The sequence below is a fragment of the Salinibacter pepae genome (genome assembly GCF_947077775.1).
Lineage (GTDB): Bacteria > Bacteroidota > Rhodothermia > Rhodothermales > Salinibacteraceae > Salinibacter > Salinibacter pepae.
On record NZ_CAMTTE010000001.1, the window covers coordinates 3,470,465 to 3,489,068 of the forward strand.

Below are 18,604 nucleotides of genomic sequence, written 5' to 3' on the forward strand. Positions count from 1 at the left end.
GCAGTGAGCAATTCGATCGACAGCGACCATTCAATCTCCTTGCGGGAGGCAGCAGAGGACGAGGCACCCTCGTCCGCGGCGAGCAGCGGGGCCGAGGGCCCGGGGGCGGACGCCCCAGATTCGTCGACGGGGGCGCCGCGCCCCGACGCCCTGACGCTGGGGCCGGTAGATTCCCCGCGCTTCGCGGTGCCGCCGTTCGCGTCGAGCGACCGGCCGCCCGTGTCTCGCCGGGGCACAAAGGACCCATCGTCGGACGATCCGTCGCCCGAAGACCCCGATCTGGGCGGCGTCTCCTCCGAGCCGCACGGGGACGGGTCCGCGGCCCCGGAGCCCGATCTCGACGGCGCGCCCGGGGAGGGGCCCCCCGTGGAGGGCGGCCCCGACCTGCCGAGCCCGGAGGAGGCGCTCGACGAGCTTGAGGCCGAGATTGACACCGAGCTCATCGACGAGGCCGCCTCGCGGATGGCCTCGGGCTCCTCGGTGGGCACGAACGACCGGGTGGTGGAGATGCTGCTGCGGCGCGGCGTCGTGGGCGTGGGGGCGGTGGAGGCCGCCCAGGCCCAGCGGGACGCGGAGACGCCGGACCTCGCCCTGTGGCGGGTCCTGGCGCAGCAGGACGGGGTGGACGAGGACGTCGTCTACGAACGCGCAGCCCGCATCTACGCGTTCTCGGTGGCGGACGTTGAATCCCAGGAGCCCGATCTCGACTTCGTCCGTGCGACGGTCGATGCCTTCTCCGAGGACCAGCAGGAACAGCTCTTCGAACTGGGACTCGTGCCCCACCACGTGCAGCGCGAAGGGGGGCGGAAGGTCATCCTCATTACCCACGACCCGATGCGCCCCGAGGTGCACCGGGTGGCGCGGTCGCTCGACCTGCGCCGGTTTGAGCTGCAGTATGCGCCCAAGGCTGCCGTCAACGAGCTGCTGACGGAGGCCTTCCCGAAGGACAACGAGTACCTGGACCGGATCGACGAGGAGTCGACCGTCGACCTTGGGCAGAACTTCGAGGAGGAGGAAGACCTGGTCGACGAGGAGAAGCTGGAGGAGGAGATCAACCGGTCGACGCTCATCAACCTGTTCGAGGCGACCCTCGTGGAGGCGGTGCGGGAGGGGGCGTCCGACATCCACATTTACCCGAACTCTGAAAAAGAGGTCGAAATCCACTTCCGGGTCGACGGGCGCCTCAACCACTGGCACACGGAGGACCGCGTGCACCCGGAGGCCCTCCTGTCGGTGATCAAGGACAACGCGATGAGCGTCGACCGCTTTGAGAGCGACGCCGCCCAGGACGGCTTCATTCAGCGCGACGTGGACGGGACCCGCATTCGGTACCGGGTGTCCATCATGCCGATTGCCAGCTCCAACCAGGACATCGACTCGGAAAGCGTCGTCATCCGGGTGCTGGACGACCGGAAGGTCATCACGAACCTCAACAAGCTGGGGCTGGGGCCGCGGGCGCTCGACCGGTTCGAGCACGCGATCAGCCAGCCCAACGGCATGGTCATCCTGACCGGGCCGACGGGCTCCGGCAAGAGCACGACCCTGGTGGCCGCGCTGCACCGCGTGATTGGGCCGGGCGAGAACGTGCTCACGATTGAGGACCCGGTCGAGTACATCATCGAAGGGGCCCGGCAGATCAAGCTCAGCGACAAGCTGCGGCTCAAAGACGCCCTCCGCTCCATCCTGCGCCACGACCCGGATACGGTGATGGTGGGAGAGATGCGGGACAAGGAGACGGCCGAGCTCGCGATTAAGCTCGCCAACACGGGGCACCTCACGTTCTCGACGCTGCACACCAACGACGCGCCGAGCGCCGTGAGCCGCCTCTACAAGATGGAGATCGAGCCCTTCCTCATCGCCTACGCCATCAACCTGGTGGTGGCCCAGCGCCTGATCCGGACCCTCTGCCCGAACTGCAAGCAGGAGGTGACGAACCCGGACGCCGTGAAGCTGCGCCAGCTGGGCTTCTCGGAGGAGGAGATCAACAACGGCACGTTCTACGCCGCGGACGACAAGGGGGGCTGCGGCCAGTGCGGCGGCACGGGCTACGACGGGCGGCGCGCCATCGCGGAGGCCCTGTACCTCACCGAGCCGATCCGCCACATGATCGTCGAGGCGGAGGGCATCGTCGATGAAGGGGCCATCCGGCAGCACGCGGAGCAGGAGGACGGCATGCGGTCGCTTCAGGCGTCGGCCCGACAGTCCATTCTCAACGGGGAGACCTCGGTGGAGGAGATGATCCGGGTGGTGTCCACGTAGGCCCCGGCTCGGCCCAGCCGTGCGTGCGGAGAGGCGGCGCCAGGGCCGCCGCGAGCAGAAGACGACGCGCATTCGATACCCTGTTCGACATGCAGATCGGTTGCCATGCAACAGACGCTTCTGGCCCTTCTGGCGCTCATGATGGCCACGTTTTTCAACTTCAACCAGATGAAGACCGAGCTGCAGAAGCAGCGCCAGGTGGTCCGGTCGGAGATGGAGCAGATGGCCCTCGGGGTGGGGATGCAGACGATGGAGGTGATCCGGGCGCGGGCCTTCGATGAGGCCACTATTGGCGGAACGGAAGACCGAATCACGGACCCCACGGAGTTCCGGGGCTCATTTGGGGGAGGCATGGATTGTCAGGCCTTCGGGGGCAGTCAAACCTGCGACTCGGTGGGGGACTTCCACGACATGACGCCCAGCACCGAGACCTTCAAGACGCCGGAGTTCGACATGGAGTTTACCGTTGAGGTGGAGGTCCGCTACCTGGATTCGAGCATGAATGTAGCGTCGGGCCCTACCTTCCGAAAAGAAGTCGTGGTTTACGTCCAGGATGCGGGGGACGACCCCTTCCTGGCCGAGCCCATCCGGTTTTCGGAGGTGCTGAGCTACTACTAGGTGCTCCCTTGATGCCCAACGCCCGACGCTTCTCACAGAGCGGACGCCCGCCATGCAGTTTCTCTACGACAACTTGACGGCGACGGTCATCGCCTTGATGACGACCCTGATTCTGCTGTCGATCCAGTCCCGGGCGACCCAGAACAGCGTGGCGGAGGTGTCCCGGAATCGGATGGGGGAGCTCACGCAGACCTTCGCGTCGTGGCTGGAGCGGGACATTGAGCGAATGGGGGAGAATTTCGAGGAGGGCGAACGGGCTCCGTTCGACAACCCAGTATACACCGAGGGCAGTGGGGGCACCGACATTACCACCCAGTTCACGTTCTACCGCGACTCGACCGCGAGCAGCGGCGACGAGTACCGAATTGCGACCCGCTACGAGGTGACCCAGAAGGGAACCCGCACGGTTGACGGCACCACGAAGCCCGTTTATCAACTGACCCGCACGAAGCGGCGAAAGGAGATGGGAGGGAGCTGGGAGTCGTGGTCTGGGTCGAAGGGCGTAAGTCCTTCTTCTCTCGGGTACTTTCAGATCGATCTACTCGACAAAGACGCGAGCCCGGTCCCAAACCCGAACGGGAATGCGGACCAGGTTCACAGCGTTCGGGTCCGGTTTTCCGTGGTGTCGCCGTTCCAGAACGCCCAGACGTTTCCGCGGGCGACCCACGTCGGGTCGGTCCTGCTCGTCCGGGATCAATCAGATGCCAGTGTGATCAACACCCCGTCGACCATGGGAGACTGCAAGGGCGGCGGGTGGAAGCAGTTGACGGATGGTACGGGCACGCCGTTCGGCTGCGCGGCGGCGTGTATGTACATGGCGTCGGGGGGACGCCAGGGGTCCGACAACTGCACGGGGGGCAAGGGGAGGCCCTAGTGATAGGCATGCTCCGAGCAATCCGTTGCCCTTCCTGCTGAAGTCGCGCGAGGAAGGAGACGAAAGTGGAAGCACCCGAAGCACCGGTCGGCCGACGCCTCGGATCAGGCCGTAGCGCCATCAAACAAGCCTTCTTACAACCAACATCTGTTCGCCATGGGAAAGTTCAGCTTGCTTCTTAGCTTATCGGTCGTAGGTGCCGTGACCATTCTCGCATTCCAGGGCAATCAAACCTCCGTCGACACGAGAGAGCGCCAGTCGCTCCGTCAAGGGAAAGTGATCGCCCGCCAGATTGCCCGGTCCGGGTACAACTCGGTGCTGTCGGAGGCCCACAAGGCCGACGGCCCGGACAAGGAGGTCGGGCAGGTGGTGTCGGCGGTGGACACGGTTCAGGGAGAGTACGAAGGGGGCACGTACAAGGCGTGGCTCAAAAAGATCAGTTCCTCGGCGTACACGGCCGTGTCGGTCAGCCGCTTCTCGGTGGCGGACTCGCTCGTGGAGTACCGGATCGGGGGGTACGCCAACAATACGATGAAGGCCCCGACGGTGGAGACGCCCAGCCAGCTGAACGTCACCTTCGAGCAGTCGATGGCCGGCTACTGCTCGGCGGTATACTTGAAGCGGGTGAAGCCGGGCACCAAGCCAAAAAATCAGCCGGATCCCGAAATGGTGTTTCCGCCGGGCAACAACCGGAACGATGCCTCGTCGAGCTACGAGAAAACCATCGAGTCGGGCACGCGGCTCAACTTCATCCTGGCGGTGGACAAGAACTGCAGCCACGAAGGGGACGAGTCCGCCGACTTCCCCGACGACTACAATCACATCCAGCGGTCCTTCAAGCAGGACGTGGACAAGCTGAATACGATGCGGGAGGCGCCGTACGGCATGGTGGAGGAAACGACCATCGGGGCGTCGGACGGCTGGCGAGTGTCCTTTGAGGACCAGCGGGTCTTTTCGGAGGCCCAGTTGTGGGACATCAAGGAAAACGGGTACCCTGCCAACTCCTACTGGAGCAGAAGCCGAAAGACGTACGGCGGAAACGGCTGGCGAACGACCCCCGATGGCCTCCGCCACCTCAACGACTATGGCGCCGTGCCGGATTTCAGTGACCAGGTTTTTAAGGTCGCGCTGACGGATCCGAACTCCGGATCGACGTAACGGCCTTGGGAGAAATCACGTCTCGTGCCCGCAGTGTCCGTGCCGGGGGGCTGCGAGGAGAAGCCGGCCCGCCTATGTGCGTTCTCCTCGGTCCCCGTGCGGCCCGCCCCCACCGTCGCTTTCAACCGTCGGGGCCCGCTCGGGCATTCAGGGGGCTCAACAGTCGAGAAAGAACGGAAGCCGCAGGGCGAGCCGTCGTCCTGCGGCTTCCGTTGTGTAATCTCTTCCTGTGAAAGACTACCAATCTACGGCCGGCATCTGCCGCCCACCGACGCCGCTCTTCTCTGTCTGCGGGGGCTGTCCGTGCATCCCCGGTGGTTTTCGGCCCGCTGATCCGGCAGCAACGAGAAGCCCCGCCCGTGTGCGCCGCCTCGTCCCCCAAGCGAACAGTTCTGCGCGGGTGGCAAAACGGCTCGGCGTGCCTTTTGCGTCGTGTGATCATGGAATTCCGTCCCCCCGAATCCTTCAGAACCCGCCCGACTCGTCCCGTGGCTCAAGACCCCCCGGAATTTATTTCGGCATCCCTGGACGCAGGAGACGAACAGAACGGTCGCTCGGGAACCGATTCCCGCCCTGCCCTTCCGGATGTCTGTGAGCAAATCATCACCTCCATCCCGGAGTCGCACCGGGGGCAACGGCGGCTCCGCTACCTGGCGGAGCAGACGGCCAAGCTCTCGCCCAAACGCGAACGGGCCCTCCGAGACCACGTCAACCAGTTCGTCCGGCGGACGCTGGAGCTGGACGCTAGCGACATGGACCTCGGGGGGCGGGCCTGTGACGGCAACGTGTGGTACCGGGTCGACGGGGAGAAGCGACGCGAGGACGAGTTCGGGGCGTACGACCCGCTAGAAACCGACATTCTCGTTCTCAACCTCCTCAACGAGCAGCAGACCCAGCAGCTTCTGGAAGCGGGGGCGACGGACTTTTCGTACCGGCTGGAGGACGTCACGGGCGAGGACGGCCGGCCGCGTCGGTTCCGGGCCACGGCGTACTCGGACTACGACCACGCGGCCCTCAACATGCGCGCCATCACCGACGAGGTGTTTGCGCTAGAGGACCTGGGCTTCCACGAGAAGATTCAGCAGGGCATGATGTTTCGGCACGTCCGGGACGGGCTGACCCTGATTACGGGCGTCACGGGGTCGGGGAAAAGCACCACGCTCGACGCCATCATCGACGCGAACAACGAGGACTTCCCGGGCCACGTCGTCGTGATCGCCCAGCCGGTGGAGTACATGCACAAGCCGAAGCAGTGCATCGTGCGCCACCGCGAGGTGGGCAAGGACGTGGCGACCTTCAAGACCGGCATCACGCAGGCCCTGCGTCAGGACCCCGACATTGTGGTGATTGGGGAGATGCGGGACCCGGCGACGATCCAGGCCGCCCTTGAAATCACCGACTCGGGCCACAAGGTCTTCTCCACGCTCCACACCTCGTCGGCCATGGAGACCATCGACCGCATCGTGGCGGAGGTGCCCCCCGAGGAGCAGCAGCGCGTGCGGCACCGCCTCGCCGACGTGCTGCGGTGCGTCATCTCGCAGCAGCTGCTCCCCAAGGTTGGCGGCGGCCGCCAGATGGCGAAAGAGGTGCTCTGGGTGGACTCCTCCGCCCGCGCAGCGATCAAGAATGACAACGTGGGCGAGGTCTACCAGATGATGTGGGAGGGCGGGAACCAGGGGCAAACCACCCTGGAGCAGGACCTGTACCGCCTCGTCCGGAAGAAAAAAATCAAGCCCGAGCACGCGATGGACTACGCGAACAACAAGAAGCGCCTCCGTCGCCTGTTTTAGAGCCGCAGGCCCTGAGCCCCCTCAAGGGACTTCTTCTTCCTCCGAACTGGTGATTTTTCCGAGCCGATGAGCGCACACGCCCTTGGCATCATGGTGTCGGCGGACGCCCTTCATGCCGTCCTCCTGGAGCGCACGGACGAGGAGACGAGCGTCCAGTTCCGGTGGTCGTCGGGCTCGTCGGGCGCACGCGGGGGGGACCTCCCCTTCGAGGAGCCCGGTGACATGACGCCCGACGTGGAGGAGGAGTCCGACGACGTTACCATTCAATTTGGCGATGACGAAGGGAGTGGCGGCGAGATGTTCATGGGGTCGGAATTTGACGACATCGACGGGGGCAGTGAGGCCCTTGGGGGGGACGAGGGGGGCGAGGCGTGGAACTTTCAGGTGGAGATCGACACCCTGCTCGACGAATGTGCCGAGCGGGGGTACGAAGACCCTGAGATCGCCTTTTGCAGCTCCACGTCTCAGATCGACGACGTGGAACTCCGGCTCCCGCCGGACGAGACCGACGCGGAGGAGGCCGAGGAGACCGAGCACGGCCTTCCCCTCCCGGCCTCCCGCTCCACGCTCCTGGACATGCTGGCGGAGCAGTACGAGGGGGAGGCAGACGGCGAGCGCGTGGGCTTCGTGCCGATGCACCGCACGGGCGACGGATACCAGCGCGTCCTGGCCCTTATCGCGCGGCCGGGCGGTCCGGTCCTGTCGACCCTCGATTCGATGCAGGACCAGACCCTGTCCCGCGCCCCGCAGACGCGTCTGCTGGACGCCGAGGTGTCCCTCTACCTCGGGCTGGCCCGCTCGGTGCTCCAGCTGCCGCCCGGCACGCCCGAAAAGACCATCTTCGTGCGGTCCGGCACCGACGACACGCTCGTTCTCTTCATTGAGGGCAACACGCTGCGCCAGTCGGAGCACCTCCCCGAGCTCACGGCCGAGGACTCCGCCGAGACCATCTGCAGCCGCGTGCTTCTGCTGCAGGACGAGTACGGAATGGGGCAGGTGCAGCACCTTATGCTCGTCGCGGAGGAGGACGAGGAGGTGCTCGCCAGCGCGTTCAAGTCGTACTTCTCCACGGCGGAGCTCCACGTGCTCCGGTCGCACCTGCCCGGTGGGGACGACACCGACGCCGAGGCGTACGTGGGGGCCACCGGCGCGGCGCTTCGGCTGCTCGACGACGCCGCGTTTGCGCCGCATTTTCAGCCGGTCAACCTGCTCGCAAAGGAGTACGTCCCGAGCCGCCTGCGGCTCCCGGTGGGGTGGCCCGTGCCTGCAATGCTGACGCTCCTCGCCATCGCGACGCTCGGGTTCGTGTGGCTCTACTTCGTGAACGCGAGCACCATCAGCGAGAAGCGCACGAAGCTTCGGGCCCTCGGGCAGAAGGTGAACCAGGTGGACCAGGAGGCGCTCCGGCGACGCATCGACAGCATGAAGGCCATGACGACCGAATACGCCGCGGCGAACAAAACGATTGGCGGCCTCCTGCGGGGGAGCAACAAGTGGAGCCGCGGGCTCGCCACCGTTACGGGGCAGATGAATGACCTCCGCGGCCTCACCATCAACCAGTGGAGCCCGCAGTCCGGAACGGAAGTGACGATCCTTGGGCGGTCCAACGACCGGTCGAAGGTGGTCGAGCTGGCACAGCGAATGGACGGCCGCATCCTGGGGCTCACCTTTACGGAAACGCGGGACGTGTCGCTGTACGACTTTGAGCTCACGGTCCCCCTGGATACGACCAAGCCGGAGGCCATCGAGTACTGGCGGGAGCAGCGGGGCGAGCAGCTGGCCGCTGGAGAGGAGGGGGTGGAGATGGGGCCGGACGCCCCCGCGCCGGACTCATCCACAACGGCCGGGCCGTCCCCCATGGCCCAGGCGAGCCCCGGCACGGGCGCGCCCGCCGCCCCGACGGGGGCGGAGTCGACCGGCGATGCGCAGGCCCGCCGCGATACACTCGACGCGTCGTCGGTCTGGACGGTCGTGGTGGCCTCGGTGCTCGAAAGCGCGGCGGCCCAGGAGGCGGCGCGGCGGTTTCGGAAGCAGCTCGATGGGGACTCCCACCCGGTGCAGGTGCAACAAAGCTCAGAAAATGGACGGTACCGGGTCGGCGTTGGCCGGTTCGTCTCGGTCCAGAATGCCCTCGCAATGCTACAGGACATGAGCGGCACCCTCCCGGAGGGGGCGTGGCTGCTCAAAATGACGGGGGAGGACGCCGATCCCGCTTCCGCCGAGGCCGCCGCGTCGACCTCGTCCGACCAACCGGACGCGGAACGCTCCGTCTGACGGCCCCCCCCCCCCCCCCCCCCCCCCCCCCCCCCCCCCCCCCCCCCCCCCCCCCCCCCCCCCCCCCCCCCCCCCCCCCCCCCCCCGACCGCACGCATTCTCTCTTTGCTCACGTGGACGACGCATGTTCTGGCCCGACTCCAATCAGATTTTGCTCCTCACCTGCCTGGTCCTCGTGTGCGGGGCGGGCACGTACCTCACGTATTTTCACCAGCAGGACACGATTGCGTCGCTGGAGCAAAAGATTGAGGCGAAGAAGCAGGATCAGGAAGAAATTCGGTCGCTCCGGGCGGATCGGGCCAATGCCGAATCGCGCCTCCGAACGGTTCGCCGCCGGTGGCGAACCCGATACAAGGTGGTGCCCGCGACCCTCTCGTCCCCGGACATCGTATCCTACCTCACCGAGCTGACGGAGACGGGGTTTCAGCAGTTCGACGTCACCTCGGCCGGACCGGAAGCGCGGGACGGGTACAGCGTCCACACCTTCGACGCGACGGGCAAGGCCTACTTTACGAATCTCTACCGGTTTGTCTGGACGATCGAAAACAACCGGCCGTTCTACCGCATCCGCGGCTTGAGTCTAAGCTACCTCGAAGAACGCGAGACCGACGAGGAGAGTGGACGCACGACGATGGACGTTCTCGTCTCGTTCGACATGGAGGTGGAAGCCATCTACGGCGCCGCTACGGATCTGCCCGCCCCCACATCTCCCGCCGACGGAGAAGGGACCGAACGGCTGCCCGTGGCGACACTGGAGGCCAGCCCGCCCCTTCCGTCCTCGGTCGTGCCCACCCCCGCGCCCGAAATCAATCCGTTCTACCCCCTCGTCTTCGAAAAGGTGCCGCCCAACCAGTACGATCGCCTGAACGTCGAGTCCGCACAGCTGCTCTCCATCGTGGACGGGAAGGCCGTCTTCCAGACCGATGAGGGGCTTCAGCAGGTTGGGGAGGGCGACCGGGTGTACCTCGGGCGCATCGAAGAGGTAAGCCCGTCGGAGGGCCGGGTCGTCGCGCGGTTGAACCGAGGCGGGATCGTCGACCGCGTGGAGCGGACGCTGGGCACCGAGAGTCCCCTCCGGGTCCGCGGCACAGACGCTGCGCCTTCCACGAGCCCGTAGGAACGGTCCTTGCGTCCATTCCCGGTAGCATGTCGCTTCATCGTCCGATACGCCGCACAGTACGGCACGACCGGCACGTCTCCCATTTTCTCTCTCGCACCGCCGACGTTTTGCCTTCATGACTTGCTCTTCTCGCCTCCGGTACGTGCTGTCGGTCCTCGTCGTTGTGGTGTGGGGGGAGGACTGGGCCTGCCGGCCGAGGCCCAGGAACGACCGGAGCGTCGCAACACCCGCACCAACATTTCCCCCGAGCTGCTGGTGTCCTTCGGCCAGGAGACCTCGCTGAGCCAGTTCATTGAGATCATCAACCCGATTTTCGAACGGGAGTTGGGCAAGCGGGTCGTCGATCCGGAGGACCGGGCGGCGTCGATTGGCGTTTCGATCTCGGGGATGTATTACTTCGATGCCTTCCAGCGGGCCCTGGAGGCCAACGGACTGACGTACCGAGAAACCGACGATGTCTTCCTGGTGCAGGAGGCCGAGCCGGAGGAGAGGGGCGACCAGACGGAGGCCCCGGCCGAGTCTGGCGGGGAAGGGGAGGGCCGCCCGCCACCGTAGACACCCGCGAGATCCGGATCAACGCCATTCTCTTCAACCTCAACCTCACAAAGGTCCGCAACCGCGGGCTCCGGTGGGACGAGATCCTGGGTTCCACGCAGGGCGGCGGACAGGGCGGCGGACAGGGCGGCGGCGTTGGGGGCGGCACTGGAGGGGGCGGGACGGGCGGTGCCGGAGGGACGGGCGGCCAGAGACAGAACTATGCCATCCAGACGGAGAACTTGTTTGAGAGCGTCGACAACATTCTCCAGGCCCCCGATCAGATCTCTCTTTCTCAGTTCCGCCGGTTCCTTAATCTCGTGGAGCAGGACAACGTGGGGCGCACCGTCGCAAACCCGCAGGTGACCGTCCAGAGCGGAGAGCAGGGCGAGATTCAGATCGGGCAGGACGTGCCGATCCAGACCACCGACTTTGCGGGGAATACCGTCACGGAGTTCTTCTCGACCGGCATCATCATCGACGTCACGCCCACGCTGCTCAGCCAGCCGGTGGCCGATACCTCCGGGGCGCCCGTGCTGGACTTTATTCACCTGAACGTGGACGTCGAGGATTCGAACAGTCAGCCCTCCGGCTCCGGGCCGATCATCAACCGCAACCAGGCCAGCACCCAAATTCTTCTCCTCGACAACGAGGCCACCGCCATCGGGGGGCTCATCTCCACCCAGAAAACCACGAGGCGCAGTGGGATCCCCATCTTGAAGGACCTGCCGGGCTGGGTCTTCGGGCTTCGGTACATCTTCGGATCGGAAACCACCAACGTGACGAAGCAGGAGCTTCTCATCGTGCTCCGGGCCGAGATTGTGGATCCGCTTCGGGCCCGGGCGAAGCAAGAGGGCGATCAGGAGCTCATCGACCAGCGGCGCCGGAACGCACAGAAGGCCCTCCGTCGGCTCGGCGAACGGTACGCCGAGGACGCGGAGTTTCCGGCTCCCGAAACGGAGGCACAGGGCACAGAGAAGGGATCGAACCCGGAGCGCTAGTCGGAGGCCTCCGCCTGTTTGCGGGGCGCGCCGCCCCCGAGCGGCAAGCGGAACACCCCTTGGGGTGGTTGATACGGAGGGGCACGCCGTTGCGAAACGTACGCCTTCCGATCCGCCGCATGGTTCCCGTCTGGCTCACCGACACCGTCACGAGCGACCTGAACCGGGCCCTCCACTACACCCAGCTTTGGGGCCTGCACGGCATGGAGCTGCGGACCGTAGGGGGGCCCGACGACCGAATTCCGTTCGTCAACGAAAAGCAGATCCGGGAGCAACTGGAGGGCACCGATCTTCTGCTGTCGAGCGTGGTGCCGAGCATGTTTGAGGGGCCGGTGAGTGACCGGGCGGCCTGGATGAATGATCTCCTGCAGTTTGAGGACACCCTCGAGCTGTGCCGTCGGGTGGGGTGTCCGCGCGTCACGATTAGCCCGTTCGCCGCGGAGCCGGGGGCGTCCCTGGAGCCGATGGCGGAGGCCCTGCAGCAGGCCGGGGAGAAGGCCGCCGAGTACGACTTTCTGGTCGCGGTGCGGAATGGTCCCGAGACCGCGTGCCCGACCGGGCAGGCCCTCGCCGATTTGTTGTCCCGCGTGGACGCGCCGAATGTCCGGGCGGCGTGGAACCCGGTCGGGGCGCTGCGGGCGGGGGAGGACCCGGCCACGGGGCTCACGGCCCTCGCGGGGCTCGTCACGCTCGTCCGGTGCAGCGACGGGCGCGTGGAGGGCGGGCGGTGGGTGGATACGCCCCTAGGGGATGGGGCGGTGGGCTGGGCCGAGCAGCTGGAGCAGTTGTCCGCGCAGGGCTTTCAGGGACCGATCAGCCTAGAAATGTTTCTGGAGCCCCGCCCGAAGCACGGCCTGCGGTCGGCCACCACCCTCATTCGAATGATCCGGACGGTCCGGGCCGCGGCCCCTTCGGACTGAGGGCAACGGGCGACCGGTGGAGAAACTCGTGTTGATCGCCTGTCGTTTCGGCCCTGTTGGTCTGCTGCCTTTCCGCTTCTTAATCGTCCAAGTCCCTGTGTTCAGATGTCTGTAACCCGCGACGATGTTCGGCACGTTGCACAGCTTGCCCGGCTCAATTTTTCGGAGGAGGAAGAGGCCCGGATGGCGGAAGAGCTGAGCGAGATTCTCGGGTACGTGGAGAAACTCGATGAGCTCGACACCGCCGGGGTGCCGCCCATGTCCCACGTCCTGGACGTCACCAACGTCTTTCGGAGCGACGAGATTGAGGAGCGGATTGATCGGGGGCAGGCCCTGGAGCCGGCTCCGGACGCCGACAACGAACACTTCCTCGTTCCACAGGTGGTCGAGTAGCTTCAGTCCGTGCGGCCCACCACAGGGCATCGCCGGGACACTACCGCACCGGCATTTACGTGTTGCAACATAAAAATTGATGCTCGCAACTGGCTTCCGCGACATGGGACACATTCTGCGCGACCACATCAAACAGACCGAGCCGTTCGAAGACGCGGCCCAGGAGGCGATGTTGAACCTCTTCGTGGCCGCGGCCGAGGTGCGGCGGCGCGTGGAGCAGGTGTGTGAAAAGCACGGTCTCCAGTTCAGCCACCACAACGTGCTCCGGATTCTTCGGGGCGTGCACCCGGAGGGCCATCCCCGATGCGAAATCATCGAGCGGATGCTCGATCCCTCCCCGGACGTGACGCGTCTCATCGACAAATTGGTGGACCGCGGGCTCGTCCGACGCACCACCAGCGACGAAGACCGCCGAATGACCATTCACACGATCACCGTCGACGGACTGGATCTCCTGGAGCGGATGGGCCCTGAAATCCGCGAGGTGCAGCGGTGGTTCGACGAACGGGTCGCGGATCGGGATCTCCAGCACCTCTCGAGAATCTGCGAAGGGATCTACACCGGCTTTCAGGACGACGGCTAATCATCGCCCGAAACATGTTGCAACGTACAATGTTGCAACAGTGGACTGATCCACAGTGGCCAGTCCGACTCCGCGAGCCTTTCGATTGTACGTGCATTCAACCCCAACCGACCCATGAGTGACCTGAACGCCCTCGACCAAGAGCTGAACGAGATGATCCTCCAGGGCGAGATTCTCGAGGCCTTCGACAAGTTTTACGCCGACGACGTCGTGATGGAAGAAGGAGACGACCGGCGCGTGGGCAAGGAAGAGAACCGAGAATACGAGGAGCAGTTTGTCGGCTCCCTGGAGCAGTTCCACTCCGCGGAGATCAAGGCCCGTGCCATTGACGAGGAGAACAGCGTCACCTTTTCCGAGTGGCACAACGAAATGACCCTGGAAGGAGTGGGCCGCGTGGACCAGAAGCAGGTGGCGGTCCGCACCTGGAACGATGACGGCCAGATTACCAACGAGAAGTTCTACCAGATTGGGTAGTTGACGCGACGGGTCTGACGGAGGGGGCCGGAGTGGGCCGACGGGGACGGTCGGCCCGTCCCCTCTGCCAGGCGCTCCCGAAGATGGTTGTGCGTCCCCCCCGCTTCCGGCCAGACAGCCCTACGACGCCCTCCACACGCCGCCCTGCCGGAGTCCGCCTCGGCCCCATCGTCCGTGGGTCTGAAGCGAACAATAGCGCCGGCCTTGACGGCACGTCCCGACGCGGACCCGAATGCGGAATGTTGGCGACGATGCCTCGGAGGGGGCGTGCTCGTTCTGGGTCCCGCAACGCCTGCGTCCGCACCGACTTCGGTCGGCAGATGCAGGCGATCATATTTCCTATGTAAACACGCAGAAATACGTTTATTCGAGAGCCATTCTGAGCGACCGACGACCGGAGGGAAAAGCGAGTCGATGAATCTTACTGGGTCCAGCGCGAACGCTGATTGGGGAATATACTGGCCCGAAGGTCGCCTCTGCTGATCTTCGAAGAGATTGATTTCATCAGTCGCTTCGCTCGTGTCTCGACTCCGCTTCGCTGCGCTCGGAATGACTTGTTGTTAGGGTTCTTTTGCGTGTCTACTTAGACGTCTCTCGATCAGAAGAGAGCTCCTGGTGCGGATGATACACGGGCCCGGTCCGTGCCGCCTGCGCCCGAAGACGACCCCATTTCCCAGCGTGGACGGCGGGCCAGGCGTACCGTTCTCGCCCTCTTGCTGGCGCTTCCGGACGGTACCCCTCGGTGCGTTCGGAAAATTAGAAACAAAAGCTGTTTGTCTGGGTGGTACCCAGTAGCAGGTTGTTTCCCCCACCAGGAGAAGCCCCAGGGCCGTCTGTGCCCCGGGGCTTTTTGTTGTCTTTGTTGTCGGACTGCGCATCTACGCCGGATTGCCGTTGGCGCTGCCGTCGGGGGGGCGAAGCACGGCCGCGTCCCGTTCGGGGATGGAGGGGTTGATGCGCTGACCGGTGCCCACCTCGTAGCCGGCCTGCACCGTGGTACGGGGCCGTATTCGAAGGCTCCAATGCAGGTGGGCCTGGCTGGTGTCGTAGTCCAGTGCCGTCCGGACGAAGAAATTGTAGTCGGGGTCGTTCAAGCACTGGTGGAGGCGCTGCAGGACGGTCCGTAGGGCTTGGGCGAGGGCAGTACGGTCCTCGGCCGCGAGCCGCCCGAACTCCGGATCGTGCGTGCGGGGAAGAATCCACATCTCGTAGGGGACTTCGGCGGCAAACGGGACGAACACCACAAACGCCTCGTTCGTCCACACGAGCCGATCCTCCGTGTCGAGCTCGTTCTCGATCATGACGCAGTACGGACACGCACCCAGCTCCTCGTATCGCGCCCGGGCCGCTCGCTCCTCACGTTCAATTTGGGGCGGGCGAAAATTCGGGGCAATGAGCTGACTGTGGGGGTGTGGAATGGAGGCGCCGGCTCGCGCGCCATGGTTGCGAAAGAGGGCCGGAATGAGCTCCTCGTCGGCCGAACGGATTGCGTGGTAGCGCTGCAGATAGGTCTCAAGGACGGCGTCGACCTGGGCCACGGACATGTGGGCCAGGGGCTGGTGGTGGCGAGGGGTATCGATGATTACTTCCTGGCGCCCCCGACTGGCGCGGGTGCGGTACAATGTGCTTGAGCGGGGCGCCCCATTTTGGTCCGGGGCCAGGGCGGCGTACTTGTTGGGAACCACCCGTGTCGTCCACCCGGGAGGGGCCTCCTGCGGCTTTTCCCAGATCACCGAGGGCAGCATCGCCTCGTGTCCCGGGCAAAAAGGGCATCCCTCCACGGGGGGGGCCTCCGCGGGGGGCGACGAGGCCGATTCCGCTTCCGTGCGTTTGGGGCGGTCGCTCCGGGAGGGCGCGAAGGCGACCCACCGGTTGGTGATGCGGTCCTGGCGTGTTTCTGGGGTGTATGAAGGGGCCATAGCGAAGTAGCTGAAAGACGAAAACAGTAGTTCGAGGGCCGGGCAGGGGCAGACGGGCAGACCGGACACACAGCAGACCGGACACACAGCAGACCGGACACACAGCAGACCGGACACACAAACGCCCCACGGGTCCCTTTTTGCCACGCCTTGATGGGGGCACTGCGACACCCCGGTCGGGTCCAGCCAGCCCAGCGCCGGCGGCGAGCGTCAAATTCACCATCGGCGTCCGCCGAAACAGCCCCTGCATCGGATTTCCATGGGCGGTCGGCTGGAAAAATCCGGGGGAGGGACGAGAGCGTGTCCGTCCCACACCGCCACACGCAAGAGATGGACGCCAGGAGCAACGCGGTCGACCCCCAAATCTTGCCGTCGAATATGCTCGTGTCCAGTAACGCCCCCGGCGTGTGTTCGTTTGTGCGGATCAGTTACAAGATTTTCCGGAATTGGTCGCCCCGTCTGGCCGCCTGTCTGTGCCGTGCCGACGGCCCTTGGGCTGCGGGGCCCAGCAGATTCAGGGGAACTGCCGTGCCGTGTAGCCGGCTCAAATCGTGTTGGGGACGGGGACGGCGGCTGACTGAGTGCCACATGGGTCCCGGAGGCACTGCGGGCTGGAGGGCATTGTGGGGCGTCAGGCTCTGCCTCGCCGGGAAGCGCCTGCACGGGGAGGAGATTCGGTCCTCAGCGGCTTCATTCCGCATCCCAAAGCGGAAAACAGCGTCCGTTTGCGCAGGCGCATCCCACCTCCTATATTCCAACGGCGTTCCAAAAAAGAGAGGATCGTCCCCCTGGCAATAATCGTGGGGGCTTGCGTGTGGAGGTCGGAGCTGCCCCCCTGCGGGCCTCCGGGGCACGACTGCATGTTTTCGCGTACTTACTGCCGTGTCACTGCGCTGACCCTATGCTGCAAACGATCGTCGACACCCTCTACGATGTGGTTTGGACCTACGGCATCCCAATCGGGGGGGGACAGTACATTCCGTGGGTGGTGCTGCTCCTGCTGGGGGCGGGCATCTACTTTACCCTTCGACTGGCCTTCGTCCAGATTCGCCAGTTTCCGCACGGCCTTGCCGTCACGTCGGGGCGGTACGACGATCCGGACGACCCCGGAGACGTGTCGCACTTCCAGGCCCTGACGACGGCACTGTCGGCCACCCTCGGGATCGGCAACATCGCGGGGGCGGCCCTTGCCATCCACGTGGGCGGCCCGGGGGCCCTGTTGTGGATGTGGGTCACCGGCATCCTCGGCATGGCCACCAAATACAGCGAGGTGACCATCGCGCAGTTCTACCGGAACGTCGAGGAGCCGACCGAGGCGGAGAAGGGCACTTGGCAGCAGACCTGGAAGGGGACGGTGGCCGGGGGGCCCATGTACTACATCGAAAAGGGACTGGGCTCAAACTGGAAGCCCCTGGCGATCTTCTTCGCCGTGATGCTGATGATCACGTCCTTCCTCACCGGTAACGCGGTGCAGTCGAACACGGTGGCCGACGTCATGAACGCGGAGTTTGGCGTGGCGGTGTGGCTCTCGGGACTTGTGCTGGCCACCATCATCGCCCTCGTCATCCTCGGCGGCGTGACCGCGATTGGGCGCGTCACGGGCATCCTCGTGCCCGTCATGGCCGCGGCGTACGTCATTGGCGCGCTCCTCGTCCTGGCCTTCAACTACACGGAGATTCTCCCGACGCTCGGGAGTGTCTTCACGAACGCCTTCAATCCGTCCGCGGGGGTGGCGGGGACGGGGGCTGGGGCCTTCTTGCTGACGTTTACATACGGGGTGCAACGCGGCCTCTTCTCCAACGAGGCCGGCATGGGCTCGGCCCCCATTGCCCACTCGGCCGCCAAGACCGACGAGCCCGCCTCGGAGGGCGTGGTGGCCCTCCTGGAGCCGTTCATCGACACGATCACGGTCGTCACGCTGACCTGCCTGGCCATCCTCGTGAGCGGGGCCTGGGGGGCCGAAGTGCCCACGGAGTTCAACTTCGATTCCGGCAACGCGGACTACCGGGTGGAGAACGAGGGCGGCATCTTTCCCAGCTCCGATACGCCGGAGGAGATCCGAATTGAGAACGGCGAGCAGCAGGTCCCCAATCCCGACGAGGACGCGCAGTTTGCCTGGCGGCAGGCCGTGGTAAGCTCCTTCTACACGTCCTGCGCCAACGACTGCGACGAGGCAGAAGACCTCCAAGAGCCCTTCACGGGCACGCTCTACCCGACGAAAGAGCTCGCCGTGGCCGACGACGGGACCGAGTACCAGGTCCTGTACGGAGAGGGGGTGCGCAGCGGGGCCCCCCTTACCCGCCTTGCCTTCGAGCGCGGCCTCTCCCCGCTCGGCGACTGGGGCGGGTACGTCGTGATCCTGAGCGTGCTGCTCTTCGCCATCTCGACCTCCATCTCGTGGAGCTACTACGGCGACCGCTGCGCCTACTACCTGTTTGGGGAGCGGGCCATCTTCCCGTACAAGGTCGTCTTCGTCCTCATGAACTTTACCGGCGCGGTGACCGCCCTTACGACGATCTGGACCATCGGGGACATCGCCCTCGGGATCGTGATTGTGCCGAACCTGATTGGCGTGATCCTGCTGACGGACAAGGTGAAGGAGATCACCGACGACTACGGGGCCCGAAAACCGTGGCTGGAGGAGCCGGAGACGTGATGGGCCCGGGGGGTGGGGCCTCGCCCCCTGT

15 protein-coding genes are annotated in these 18,604 nt (G+C 65.3%); 14 read left to right on the plus strand and 1 reads right to left on the minus strand.

Features of this window, described 5'->3' with window-relative positions; genetic code table 11:
- The first annotated feature begins 3 nt into the window (after positions 1-3).
- The 13 genes from OJA40_RS14605 to OJA40_RS14665 all read left to right on the plus strand — a co-directional run bounded on the left by OJA40_RS14605 (position 4) and on the right by OJA40_RS14665 (position 13,998).
- Positions 4-2,259: a GspE/PulE family protein gene (locus OJA40_RS14605; protein WP_263810960.1), complete on the plus strand. Its 2,256-nt coding sequence runs from the start codon at positions 4-6 to the stop codon at positions 2,257-2,259.
- Between the two features lie 105 nt (positions 2,260-2,364).
- The gene (locus tag OJA40_RS14610; RefSeq protein ID WP_208426481.1) at positions 2,365-2,877 is read left to right on the plus strand and encodes a hypothetical protein; all 513 of its coding nucleotides are present in this window, start codon (positions 2,365-2,367) and stop codon (positions 2,875-2,877) included.
- Between the two features lie 52 nt (positions 2,878-2,929).
- Complete coding sequence (locus tag OJA40_RS14615; protein ID WP_208426480.1) at positions 2,930-3,751, plus strand: hypothetical protein; 822 nt, start codon at positions 2,930-2,932, stop codon at positions 3,749-3,751.
- Positions 3,752-3,952: 201 nt separating this feature from the next.
- A complete protein-coding gene (locus tag OJA40_RS14620) occupies positions 3,953-4,909 on the plus strand; it encodes a hypothetical protein (protein WP_263810962.1) in 957 nt (318 codons plus the stop codon).
- 359 nt (positions 4,910-5,268) lie between these two features.
- The gene (locus OJA40_RS14625) at positions 5,269-6,699 is read left to right on the plus strand and encodes a type IV pilus twitching motility protein PilT (protein WP_208426478.1); all 1,431 of its coding nucleotides are present in this window, start codon (positions 5,269-5,271) and stop codon (positions 6,697-6,699) included.
- A 66-nt stretch (positions 6,700-6,765) separates the two neighbouring features.
- Positions 6,766-8,973: an SPOR domain-containing protein gene (locus OJA40_RS14630; RefSeq protein WP_208426477.1), complete on the plus strand. Its 2,208-nt coding sequence runs from the start codon at positions 6,766-6,768 to the stop codon at positions 8,971-8,973.
- A 124-nt stretch (positions 8,974-9,097) separates the two neighbouring features.
- The gene (locus OJA40_RS14635) at positions 9,098-10,090 is read left to right on the plus strand and encodes a hypothetical protein (RefSeq protein WP_208426476.1); all 993 of its coding nucleotides are present in this window, start codon (positions 9,098-9,100) and stop codon (positions 10,088-10,090) included.
- Between the two features lie 171 nt (positions 10,091-10,261).
- Positions 10,262-10,648 (plus strand): hypothetical protein, encoded by a 387-nt coding sequence (locus OJA40_RS14640; RefSeq protein ID WP_263810966.1) that lies wholly within the window; start codon positions 10,262-10,264, stop codon positions 10,646-10,648.
- Positions 10,649-10,869: 221 nt separating this feature from the next.
- On the plus strand, positions 10,870-11,628 hold the full coding sequence (locus tag OJA40_RS14645; RefSeq protein WP_263810967.1) for a type II and III secretion system protein: 759 nt from the start codon (positions 10,870-10,872) through the stop codon (positions 11,626-11,628).
- Between the two features lie 119 nt (positions 11,629-11,747).
- Complete coding sequence (locus tag OJA40_RS14650) at positions 11,748-12,548, plus strand: sugar phosphate isomerase/epimerase family protein (protein WP_263809685.1); 801 nt, start codon at positions 11,748-11,750, stop codon at positions 12,546-12,548.
- 105 nt (positions 12,549-12,653) lie between these two features.
- Positions 12,654-12,941 (plus strand): Asp-tRNA(Asn)/Glu-tRNA(Gln) amidotransferase subunit GatC, encoded by a 288-nt coding sequence (gatC, locus tag OJA40_RS14655; protein ID WP_208427574.1) that lies wholly within the window; start codon positions 12,654-12,656, stop codon positions 12,939-12,941.
- A gap of 79 nt (positions 12,942-13,020) precedes the next feature.
- On the plus strand, positions 13,021-13,524 hold the full coding sequence (locus OJA40_RS14660; RefSeq protein WP_263810968.1) for a MarR family winged helix-turn-helix transcriptional regulator: 504 nt from the start codon (positions 13,021-13,023) through the stop codon (positions 13,522-13,524).
- A gap of 114 nt (positions 13,525-13,638) precedes the next feature.
- Entirely contained in the window at positions 13,639-13,998 is a 360-nt protein-coding gene (locus OJA40_RS14665; RefSeq protein WP_011404036.1) for a nuclear transport factor 2 family protein, read from the plus strand.
- 878 nt (positions 13,999-14,876) lie between these two features.
- Here the strand turns inward: OJA40_RS14665 and galT are convergent.
- Positions 14,877-15,917: a galactose-1-phosphate uridylyltransferase gene (galT, locus tag OJA40_RS14670; RefSeq protein ID WP_263793184.1), complete on the minus strand. Its 1,041-nt coding sequence runs from the start codon at positions 15,915-15,917 to the stop codon at positions 14,877-14,879.
- 901 nt (positions 15,918-16,818) lie between these two features.
- Between galT and OJA40_RS14675 the strand changes: the two genes are divergently transcribed.
- Positions 16,819-18,573 carry an alanine/glycine:cation symporter family protein gene (locus tag OJA40_RS14675; protein WP_263809689.1) on the plus strand — a complete coding sequence of 585 codons (1,755 nt, stop codon included), beginning with the start codon at positions 16,819-16,821 and terminating at the stop codon, positions 18,571-18,573.
- The last annotated feature ends 31 nt before the right edge of the window (positions 18,574-18,604 follow it).

What these genes read in the sequence shown, in the direction of transcription:
- OJA40_RS14610 (WP_208426481.1), top strand. Translation starts at nt 2,365, where the DNA reads ATGCAACAGACGCTTCTGGCCCTTCTGGCGCTCATGATGGCCACGTTT.
- OJA40_RS14615 (WP_208426480.1), top strand. Translation starts at nt 2,930, where the DNA reads ATGCAGTTTCTCTACGACAACTTGACGGCGACGGTCATCGCCTTGATG.
- OJA40_RS14630 (WP_208426477.1), top strand. Translation starts at nt 6,766, where the DNA reads ATGAGCGCACACGCCCTTGGCATCATGGTGTCGGCGGACGCCCTTCAT.
- OJA40_RS14635 (WP_208426476.1), top strand. Translation starts at nt 9,098, where the DNA reads ATGTTCTGGCCCGACTCCAATCAGATTTTGCTCCTCACCTGCCTGGTC.
- OJA40_RS14650 (WP_263809685.1), top strand. Translation starts at nt 11,748, where the DNA reads ATGGTTCCCGTCTGGCTCACCGACACCGTCACGAGCGACCTGAACCGG.
- gatC (WP_208427574.1), top strand. Translation starts at nt 12,654, where the DNA reads ATGTCTGTAACCCGCGACGATGTTCGGCACGTTGCACAGCTTGCCCGG.
- OJA40_RS14660 (WP_263810968.1), top strand. Translation starts at nt 13,021, where the DNA reads ATGCTCGCAACTGGCTTCCGCGACATGGGACACATTCTGCGCGACCAC.
- OJA40_RS14665 (WP_011404036.1), top strand. Translation starts at nt 13,639, where the DNA reads ATGAGTGACCTGAACGCCCTCGACCAAGAGCTGAACGAGATGATCCTC.
- galT (WP_263793184.1), bottom strand. Translation starts at nt 15,917, where the DNA reads ATGGCCCCTTCATACACCCCAGAAACACGCCAGGACCGCATCACCAAC.
- OJA40_RS14675 (WP_263809689.1), top strand. Translation starts at nt 16,819, where the DNA reads ATGCTGCAAACGATCGTCGACACCCTCTACGATGTGGTTTGGACCTAC.